Raw genomic sequence first — 8,188 nt, 5'->3', positions numbered from 1 at the left:
ACGGCGGCACCACCACCCTCACCGACGGGGTCCTGCTGTGCTCCCACCACCACCACCGCATCCACGACGGAACCTGGACCGTGCACTCCCGCCACGGCATCCCCTGGTTCCGCCCACCCCACACGATCGACCCACAACAAAGACCCCGCCGCAACGGCTACTGGACCGCCGGACCCCCCAAAACAACCCCCGAACTCCATCTGGAATGAACAGGAGAGCGCCTCCGCGCCGGCCCACCCGGTCATGCGGCTCGACGACCGCGCTTCCCTACGGGCCGGCCAAGCGGCCCGACCCTAAGGGCCGACCAAGCGGCCCGACCCTAAGGGCCGACCACGCGGCCCGACCAAGCGACCCGGCCACGCGGCCAGTCCGCCGTACTTTCCCTGATTCGGACGCTGACCATCGATCCCGTTTGCACTGCATGGTAAATCCCGACCTAGGGTAAAAGGCATGAGTGCCGCCGCCGACTTCATCGACGACTCCCTCCAGTACGAAAGCACCGAGGAGCGTGCGGAGGACTACGAACGGCGTCTGGGGGACTCCCTCGAGTTCTACGGAGCGTCAGTCGGCGCTATCCGCGGCACTATCCGCAACGCCTCCCGACGCTACCCGGACCTCCAGCACGACGCCGTCACCGCCCTTGCATCAGAGCTCTGGGCCCGGCCGGTCTTTGAGCGCCGGCTCGCGGCCGTGGTGCTCCTCCAGTCGAACATTAAACTGCTCCACAGTTCGGACCTCACCCGCGTCGAGGGATTCCTGCGCTCGGCCGCTGTGCGCGACCTCGCTGATCCGCTGGCGGTCGACGTCGTTGGAGCCCTCCTCGTCAGGCTCGTCGGGCAGGATGCCGTACGGGCGCGGGCGGTCCTCGAACGCTGGGCGGTCTCGGAAAACATCTGGCTGCGCCGGGCGGCGGTGCTAGTGCACCTGCCCGCTTTCCGGAAAGGCGAGGGCGACGAGGCGGTCTTCCGCCGCACCGTCCGCCTGGTGACGGGGGCGCAGGACGGGCGGGTCGAGCAGGTAGAGGAGGCGATCCGGGTCGTCCGTGAGGCCATGGAGTCCTGAACAACGGTGGAGTCACGGCGCCGCTGCGGTGCTCGTCCGTAAGAGGTCACGAACGGTGAGGGGACGGTCCTCCGCCTTCGCCGCACCCGCGGCAATGGCTGCGGTCATTGCGGCGTGGGCCGCGCTGGCCGTCGTGGGATGGGCCTTCTTGTACCTGCCGCACCTGCAGGACGGATTCGTCTACGCCGATGGGGCGCCGCAGGAGGGAAATTTCACCGAGGGGCTCTACATTTCCATGGTCGCACTCTCCACCGTTGGGTTCGGCGAAATTGTTGCGGGGGACGCCGGACTCAGGCTGCTCACCGCATCCCAGGCGATTACCGGCTTCGGCCTGCTGACGGCGGCGGTGTTCTGGATCCTGCAGGCCTATCCAGCGCTGGGCCGCCGCCGCGCACTCGCCCATGAACTGAACCTCCTCCGTGAGGCGAGCGGTCCGTAGGGCCTGACGCTGCTGGATCCTCACCATGCTGCCAGCCTGCTTGAATCGCTGGCCCGGCAGGTCTCACTGGTGTGCATCGATCTGCTGTCGTTCTACGAAAGCTACTACTTCCATGAGGTCCAGGAGAGGGGCTCCCTGCCCGACACCGTCTCCTATGCCCAGCAGCTCGCCGATGATGCCCAACGCAGTGGTGACCCCGAGCTCCGCTTCGCGGGCAGGATGCTTAGCTCGGCCCTGGACGACCTCGCCCGGGTTCTCCGAAGCAGGTTCGGCCATCCCGGGGCGACGTCCTCGGCGGTGTTTGACCACTACGCTGTGCACCACCGACACCACCGACACCACCGACACCACCGACACCACCGACACCACCGACACCACCGACACCGCCGGGTCCGCGCCGGGCGTACCCCGTAGTACCCACCTCACGCGGTCAGCGGCGGAGGCGGTGTATCAGGCGGCCAGCGGCGCAAAGCGGTGTTCAACCCGATGCCTCCCGTCAGCGGCGCAAAGTGGTGTTCAGGCGGGCGGCCTGCAGTGTCAGGTGGTCCCGTTCGGGCAGGTTCGGTGCCTGCCGTGCCGCCTCCGCGTAAAGCCGTGCCGCGGCCGCCCGATCGCCGTCGCGCTCGTGGAGGTAGGCAGCGGCGGCGGTATGGCGGGGGAGGGTGGGATCGAGCGACGCCAGCGCGGCCAGGCCGGCCCGGGGCCCGTCGGCCTCGCCTACCGCAACGGCCCGGTTGAGCCGGGCCACCGGGCTCTCTGTGAGCCGAACCAGCTCGTCGTACCACTCAACGATCTGCACCCAGTCGGTCTCACCGGCCGTCCGGGCATCGGCGTGCAGCGCGGCGATGGCAGCCTGGGCCTGGTATTCGCCCAGCCTGTCACGGACCAACGACCTCTGCAGCACCTCCACGCCCTCGGCGATAAGCCGGGTATCCCACAGGCCACGGTCCTGCTCCGCGAGCGGCACGAGACTGCCGTCGCTCCGGGTCCGTGCGGATCGCCGGGCATGATGGAGCAGCATGAGCGCCAGCAGCCCCGCCACCTCCTGGTGGTCAATCCGGGCTGCGAGCTGCCGGGTCAGCCGGATCGCCTCGGCAGCAAGGTCGAGTTCGCCCGAGTAGCCCTCATTGAAGACGAGGTAAAGGACCCGCAAAACGGTAGCCACGTCACCGGGCTGATCGAGTGAGATGCCGGCGACGGTCCGCTTGGCCCGGCTGATCCGCTGCGCGATGGTCGCCTCACCGACCAGGTAGGCGCGCGCGATCTGCCCGGTGGTGAGGCCTCCAACAGCGCGCAGCGTGAGCGCAACCGCCGACGACGGCGTGAGGGACGGATGGGCGCACAGAAAGTAGAGCTGAAGCGAATCGTCCCCGCCCGGGCCGGGGCCGGGGGAGAGCTCGGCCACGACCCGCTGCTCCCGCAGCCGACGGGAGGCGTCGGCCCGCACGGCGTCGAGAAACTTCCGCCACGCCACCGTCACCAACCAGCCCTTCGGGTCACGCGGCGGCCGCTCCGGCCAGGTGCGCAGGGCCTCGATCAAGGCCTCCTGCACCGCGTCCTCGGCCGCCGCGAAGTCGGCTCCACGGCGGACGAGGACGGCGATCACTTCGGGGGTGAGGCTCCGCAGCAGGACCCCATCCATGGATTACTCCGTCACGGTGGGATGCACAGCAAGGAACGGGCGCAGCTCGAGCCACTCGTGGATCGGCCGGCCGCCGGCCCCCGGAGCCGCTGACAGTTCCCCGGCAAGCTCGAGCGCGCGGTCGTAGCTGTCGACATCGAGCACCATCCACCCGGCGATAAGGTCCTTGGTTTCCGCAAACGGGCCGTCGGTGACCGGTGGTTTTCCCTCGCCGTCGTAACGGACCCAGGTGCCTTCTGGCGACAGCGCCTGGCCGTCGATGTACTCGCCGGTTTCCTCGAGCCGCGCGGCGAAATCGTCCATGTACTGCAAGTGGGCCGAGATCTCCCCGGGCGTCCACTGGTCCATGGGCACGTCATTGACCCCGGTCGGTGCGCCGCGGTAGTGCTTGAGCAACAGGTACTTGGCCATCGTCATCTTCTCCTCGTTTCTAGGACACAGCCCATTGTGGCTGCATTCACTTGGGGGACGCAGCAGTGCGGGGAAATTCGACATCCGTGCCGGAAATTCTTTCCGGCACGGAGTTTCCGCCCGCGGGGTACCGGGGTTAGGACATGCCGGAGCCCACGTCGGAGCTGCTGTGAACCGTGACGTCTCCATAGGAGGAGTCGGCGCGCACCTGGACGGTCGCGCCGCCATCGTCTGGGGCGTCGGCCGGATCGAGCCCGCTGCGGACCTGTCCGAACTTCGTGGTCAGTCCCAGCCATACCGCGGTGCCCGGCCGCACGCCGATGTCAATCGACCCGGCGGAGGTGTGCGCGGTGATGACTCCGCGGTGCACCTCCTGGATCCGCACCGCCCCGTTGGACGCCCGGGCGTTCACATTGCCGCCGGCTCTGTGGATCAGGATGTCGCCGTTCGCCGCCTTCACCTGCAGATCTCCGGTGACCTCCCCGACGAAGGTTTCACCGTTTGAATTTCGAATGCCGCCGGACCCTGAAAGGCTCTCGACGTGAATCCTGCCGGTACCGCTGGCCAGTTCCGCTGTGCCGGTTGCCCGCAGGACCGTTATATCGCCCATTCCGGTCTTGGCCCTGAGAGCGGCACTGGTGCCGACGCGGATCTCGCCCACGCCGGTGGACAGCGAAACGTCGCCGAACTCCCCGTCCATGCGGAGGCTCCCCATCCCCGAGGACACCTCCAACGACGAGCCGATCGGGACCTCGACGGCGACGACGACCGCACCTCCGTCGCTGAACCAGCTATGGCGGCGCCATTGCTTCAACTTCACGCTCAGCCGGCCGTCGACGAACTCCACCGTCGTCTGTTCGGCGGCGTCGAGGTCCAGGGACCTTGAGGGGTTCCGCGGGCGGACGTCGACGGTCACCTCCGCCCGGTCGGTGGCACCGACCCAGATGTCACCCCGGGCGCCGATGTCGATGCGCGCCCCAACGGGTCCTGGGGTTTCAAAGAGCGTCATGAGCGTGCCCATCCTGTGATGCTTTGCGTGCCGGGAATCGGTCTGGAAACGGGCCGTCCTGCACCGGAATCGAGTGATGCGGCGACCGCCCGTACCAGCCAGGTGTTGACCGACAGGCCCTCGCGGCCGGCAGCGGCCTCAACCCTCGCCTTGAGATGGTCGGGCAGCCGCAGGGTCGTCCGGGTGGTGCCGCCCTCCTCGGATAGGGCCGGGTTGCCGGCCTCCACTTCCACTGCTGGGCCGGCAGGTACCTCGGGCAGACTGACGACGAACTCGGGATCGACGCCCCGAAGGCGGACCTCGACCGAGCCCGGTGCCAGATCATCGGTGATCTCGCCGGCCGCGTTGGACAGGGCATCGAGCAGCATCAGGCGAGCGGCGGATTCGAGCGGAGTCACCAGGCGTTCTGCGACATCCCGGGCGTCCCCGCCTCCCGCCTCGGCTGCGACGAGCAGCTGTTCACGCAGCCGCTCAAGATAAGGGAGAAGATTCATGACACCAGTATGACACCATGTGGTGTCAGCGCAAGAGTTCTGGGAGAAGCCTGCCGGGCAGCCGGCGGGCTATTCTTCGCGTTCGAACGTCAGGGAGCCGCGGTCATTGCTCAGAATAAGGGTCTCTCCGTCCCAGCTGTAGTTGAGCGGCCGCTCGATGAGGTGGTGCAGCCACAGGTCGTAGTCGCCGACCGGCGGCTCGCAGTACTGCGCCTCTATCGACATCCTGCGGGTGTCAACGACCACCTTGTCTTCGGTCACTCTGACAGGGGCCTGGAGCCCGCTGCACGGCGGCCGAATGACGGCGGTTCCCTCCCCTCCGGCGCTGGTCATCCGCCAATAGATCGGATGGTCCTCAAGCCACCGGAGGTCACCGGCGGGATCGGTGCCGGAGACGGTGCGGAACTCGATGTCGTCCAACCCGTGCGCGGCCGGGCTGCCACAACCGGACACCGCGCCGGCGAATACCGCAAGCACGCCGAGCAGGATCCGCCGCGCTGGAATTCCGACCGGATCGACCCCGGTGCGGGAACGGCGGCGATCCGACGGTCCTGCCACCGGCTAGAACCGCGACACGTTCAGGACCGGCTCCGGGAAGCCGTCGAGGTCATTCAGGAGCGGCCCGGGCTCCCCGGAGCCGACGAGCGCACCCTGGACCTGCTCGGGCGGAGCGCCCGGATTGTTGGCAAGGTACAGCGCGGCACCGCCTGTGACCAGCGGAGCGGAGAAGCTTGTTCCGCTACTGGCGGCGTACTGGCTGTCGAAATAGGTGGAGCTGAGGCAGGTGCCCGGTGCGGTGATGTCGACGGCCGGACCAAAGTTCGAGTAGAACGCAAGAGTATCGTCAGTCACCCCCGGTATGCAGGCCTCGGTGGGTCCGAGGCCGCCCGGCCGACCGTCGGTGTCGGACATCGCGGAGACGGTGATGACCGAGGAAAAGGCAGCCGGTTCCAGGAAGCCCGCGTCGCGCGCCTCATTTCCTGCTGCTGCCACCACCGTGACACCGGCGGTCGTCGCTGCGCAGACGGCCTCGAGGATCATGTTGTCGTTCGGGGGTGCGCAGTCGACGTCATACCCGCGCAGGGGACCGCCGAGGCTGAGGTTCGCGACGTCGACTGTGGCGGCGTTGGCGGTGACCCAGTCCAGCCCGCACAGCAGACTTGAGTCGGTGACGATTCCCTGCGGGTCGGCCACCCGGACCGCCCACAGCCGCGCGCCGGGCGCTGCTCCCACCCGTCCAATCGCGTTGTCGAGGGCGGCGGCAAGACCGCCGACCATCGTGCCGTGGCCGACGACATCCTCGTGGCCGTCCCCGGGGGCACAATCAGCGCCACCGACCACGTTGAGGTCGGGATGATCCGACTGAAGACCGGTGTCAAGGACCGCGATGTCGGCGTCGACCCGCTCGTCGATGCCGTCGATCTTCGCCGTCGGGCTCTCCAACGCTCCGATCCGCTTCACGCCGTTCGACACGAGCTGGGCCGGCTGCGGCGGATTCTCAACCGCGCCGACCTGGGGAGCAGCAACGGTCCGGTCCGGCAGGATTTCGCTGACCCGGGGGTCGGCCTGCAGCTGCCGGGCCTGGGCCTCGGACAGCACGGCCGAGTAGCCCTGGAAAGCCGAGCTGTAGACGATGTCCGGCCGGATTCCCGAGCTCTGTGCATGCTCTGCCGAGACCTGACCGGCATCAACGCTCTGATTGAGGATCACGATGACCGGCCCGGCAGCGGCCGGTTCGCTGGGTTCCACACCGCCCGCCGGCCATGGCCCAAGGGTTACGGCGAGCAGCGCCGTGAGGATAGTTCCAAAAATTCGTGAAGCGTTCACAAGACGCCTTCCTGGCCTGCAGATGGGGCGAGGTTCGGGGAGGATCGCTCACCGTTCTGCCCATCTTAGGTGCGCCGCGGCTCCGCAACAACGGCCAAAAGGCCCACCGGCTTCTCTGGACTCCCGTCGAAACGCTCCCGCGGATGGCGTGCCGGCACGCCGCCCGGCCCGACGACGGTTACGTCGACGCCCTAGCCATTAGGCCGGAACGGCGGGATGCCGGGTGAAAAACCGCGCCTCGGCGTCGACCTCGAACCGCGGCACGGCGGTGTGTCCGCCGGCGTTCGCATGGAGCGACTTTTCGGTGGACGCGAGGGCGTCATAAACCCCGAGGCCCACCGCACGGTCCACGAATTCGTCATCCCACTGCAGCAGGAACTGGACGGGCACCCGGATGCGGCGGGCCTGCTCCCTCAGCTGATCGCTGCCGGTGAGCCCCAGGACGGCGGCGGTGACCCGCGGTTCCCCGGCGACGAAGGGGAGCCCGATCGCTGCCCCCGATGACAGCCCCCAGAATCCGATGCGGACGTCTGCGCCTATCTCGTCGAGCGCCTGGACGGCGGTGAGCACCTCGGAAAATTCGGGCAGGGCCTGGGCGGCGACGTCGGCGTTGTATCCCTCGATGAGGTCGCCCACCGGGGTGCCGTCGCGTCGGGCCTGCGTCAGCTGTTCGATGAACAGCGTGTCGCGCCCGCCCCGTTCCCGGTCACCGTGACCCGGGGCGTCGATGGCGATAATGGCGGCGTCCAGCTCCTTCAGGTACCGCCATGCGCGGGCCGCCACGGCCGGTGCACCCTTATGCTGGCCGCCGCCGTGGGTCAGCAGCACCAGTGCCGTCCGCTGGCCCGGCTGGGCCCGGGTCCACAGCACGCCCGGTCCGCAGCCGTCCACGCGATGTCCGGAAGGGGCCCGTAGGTCGGGGTCAGTGTGCCCGCGCGGCAGGCGAACTCCCACTCCGCTTCGGTGGGGAGCCGGTAGCCGTCCGCGTCAACGTCCCAGCCGACCTCCCGCGAGGAGATGGAGTAGGCCGGACGTATCCCGGCCAGCGACGACAGGTTGTTGCACCACCGGACGGCGTCGAACCATGTCACCGGGTGGACGGGAACCTGTCCCGCCCGTTCCGGGGCCCCCGCTGAACCTCCGGCCTGCGCCCACTCGGCCTCCGTGATCTGCGTCCTTCCGATCGAATACGGAACCAGGGTGACGGTGCGGGAGGACCCGGAGCGGGCATCGCGCATTTCGAGGGTGCCCCCGGGGACCGTTACCAGCGAAACCGTCGCGGCCGGCCCGGCAGGGGAGCCAGG

11 protein-coding genes and 1 pseudogene are annotated in these 8,188 nt (G+C 68.5%); 3 read left to right on the top strand and 9 right to left on the bottom strand.

The window, feature by feature from the left end; all coding sequences use genetic code 11:
- From QZX79_RS11390 to QZX79_RS11380, 3 genes and pseudogenes are all read left to right on the top strand, one after another.
- Positions 1 to 209: pseudogene (locus QZX79_RS11390) on the top strand (hypothetical protein); the annotation flags it as partial.
- A gap of 241 nt (positions 210 to 450) precedes the next feature.
- Positions 451 to 1,062 carry a DNA alkylation repair protein gene (locus tag QZX79_RS11385; RefSeq protein ID WP_294568395.1) on the top strand — a complete coding sequence of 204 codons (612 nt, stop codon included), beginning with the start codon at positions 451 to 453 and terminating at the stop codon, positions 1,060 to 1,062.
- A 55-nt stretch (positions 1,063 to 1,117) separates the two neighbouring features.
- On the top strand, positions 1,118 to 1,501 hold the full coding sequence (locus QZX79_RS11380; protein ID WP_294568394.1) for a potassium channel family protein: 384 nt from the start codon (positions 1,118 to 1,120) through the stop codon (positions 1,499 to 1,501).
- Between the two features lie 63 nt (positions 1,502 to 1,564).
- Here the strand turns inward: QZX79_RS11380 and QZX79_RS11375 are convergent, their stop codons facing one another.
- From QZX79_RS11375 to QZX79_RS11335, 9 genes are all read right to left on the bottom strand, one after another.
- Positions 1,565 to 1,927, bottom strand: a complete 363-nt coding sequence (locus QZX79_RS11375; RefSeq protein WP_294568393.1) for a hypothetical protein — start codon at positions 1,925 to 1,927, stop codon at positions 1,565 to 1,567.
- 70 nt (positions 1,928 to 1,997) lie between these two features.
- Positions 1,998 to 3,143 carry an RNA polymerase sigma factor gene (locus QZX79_RS11370; RefSeq protein WP_294568392.1) on the bottom strand — a complete coding sequence of 382 codons (1,146 nt, stop codon included), beginning with the start codon at positions 3,141 to 3,143 and terminating at the stop codon, positions 1,998 to 2,000.
- Between the two features lie 3 nt (positions 3,144 to 3,146).
- Entirely contained in the window at positions 3,147 to 3,554 is a 408-nt protein-coding gene (locus tag QZX79_RS11365) for a YciI family protein (protein ID WP_294568396.1), read from the bottom strand.
- A gap of 136 nt (positions 3,555 to 3,690) precedes the next feature.
- Positions 3,691 to 4,563: a DUF4097 family beta strand repeat-containing protein gene (locus QZX79_RS11360; protein WP_294568391.1), complete on the bottom strand. Its 873-nt coding sequence runs from the start codon at positions 4,561 to 4,563 to the stop codon at positions 3,691 to 3,693.
- A complete protein-coding gene (locus QZX79_RS11355; protein WP_294568390.1) occupies positions 4,560 to 5,057 on the bottom strand; it encodes a histidine kinase in 498 nt (165 codons plus the stop codon). The genes QZX79_RS11360 and QZX79_RS11355 overlap by 4 nt, the downstream gene beginning before the upstream one ends.
- 69 nt (positions 5,058 to 5,126) lie before the next feature.
- Entirely contained in the window at positions 5,127 to 5,615 is a 489-nt protein-coding gene (locus QZX79_RS11350) for a hypothetical protein (RefSeq protein ID WP_294568389.1), read from the bottom strand.
- A 3-nt stretch (positions 5,616 to 5,618) separates the two neighbouring features.
- Positions 5,619 to 6,884 carry a S8 family serine peptidase gene (locus tag QZX79_RS11345; protein ID WP_294568388.1) on the bottom strand — a complete coding sequence of 422 codons (1,266 nt, stop codon included), beginning with the start codon at positions 6,882 to 6,884 and terminating at the stop codon, positions 5,619 to 5,621.
- Between the two features lie 198 nt (positions 6,885 to 7,082).
- Entirely contained in the window at positions 7,083 to 7,754 is a 672-nt protein-coding gene (locus tag QZX79_RS11340) for an alpha/beta fold hydrolase (RefSeq protein ID WP_294568387.1), read from the bottom strand.
- Positions 7,703 to 8,188 (bottom strand): SUMF1/EgtB/PvdO family nonheme iron enzyme (locus QZX79_RS11335; RefSeq protein WP_294568386.1); only part of this gene is annotated, 486 nt, incomplete at its 5' end. The genes QZX79_RS11335 and QZX79_RS11340, both read right to left, overlap by 52 nt.

Origin of the sequence: uncultured Arthrobacter sp. (assembly GCF_902805515.1) — a bacterium.
Classification (GTDB): Bacteria; Actinomycetota; Actinomycetes; order Actinomycetales; family Micrococcaceae; genus Arthrobacter_D.
Note: the sequence above shows the minus strand (reverse complement) of the source record. Positions and strands in the feature narration are given on the sequence as shown.

Bases quoted from the DNA above. Each gene is read 5' to 3' on its own strand.
- QZX79_RS11360 (WP_294568391.1), bottom strand. From the start codon at position 4,563: ATGACGCTCTTTGAAACCCCAGGACCCGTTGGGGCGCGCATCGACATC.
- QZX79_RS11355 (WP_294568390.1), bottom strand. From the start codon at position 5,057: ATGAATCTTCTCCCTTATCTTGAGCGGCTGCGTGAACAGCTGCTCGTC.
- QZX79_RS11370 (WP_294568392.1), bottom strand. From the start codon at position 3,143: ATGGATGGGGTCCTGCTGCGGAGCCTCACCCCCGAAGTGATCGCCGTC.
- QZX79_RS11385 (WP_294568395.1), top strand. From the start codon at position 451: ATGAGTGCCGCCGCCGACTTCATCGACGACTCCCTCCAGTACGAAAGC.
- QZX79_RS11365 (WP_294568396.1), bottom strand. From the start codon at position 3,554: ATGGCCAAGTACCTGTTGCTCAAGCACTACCGCGGCGCACCGACCGGG.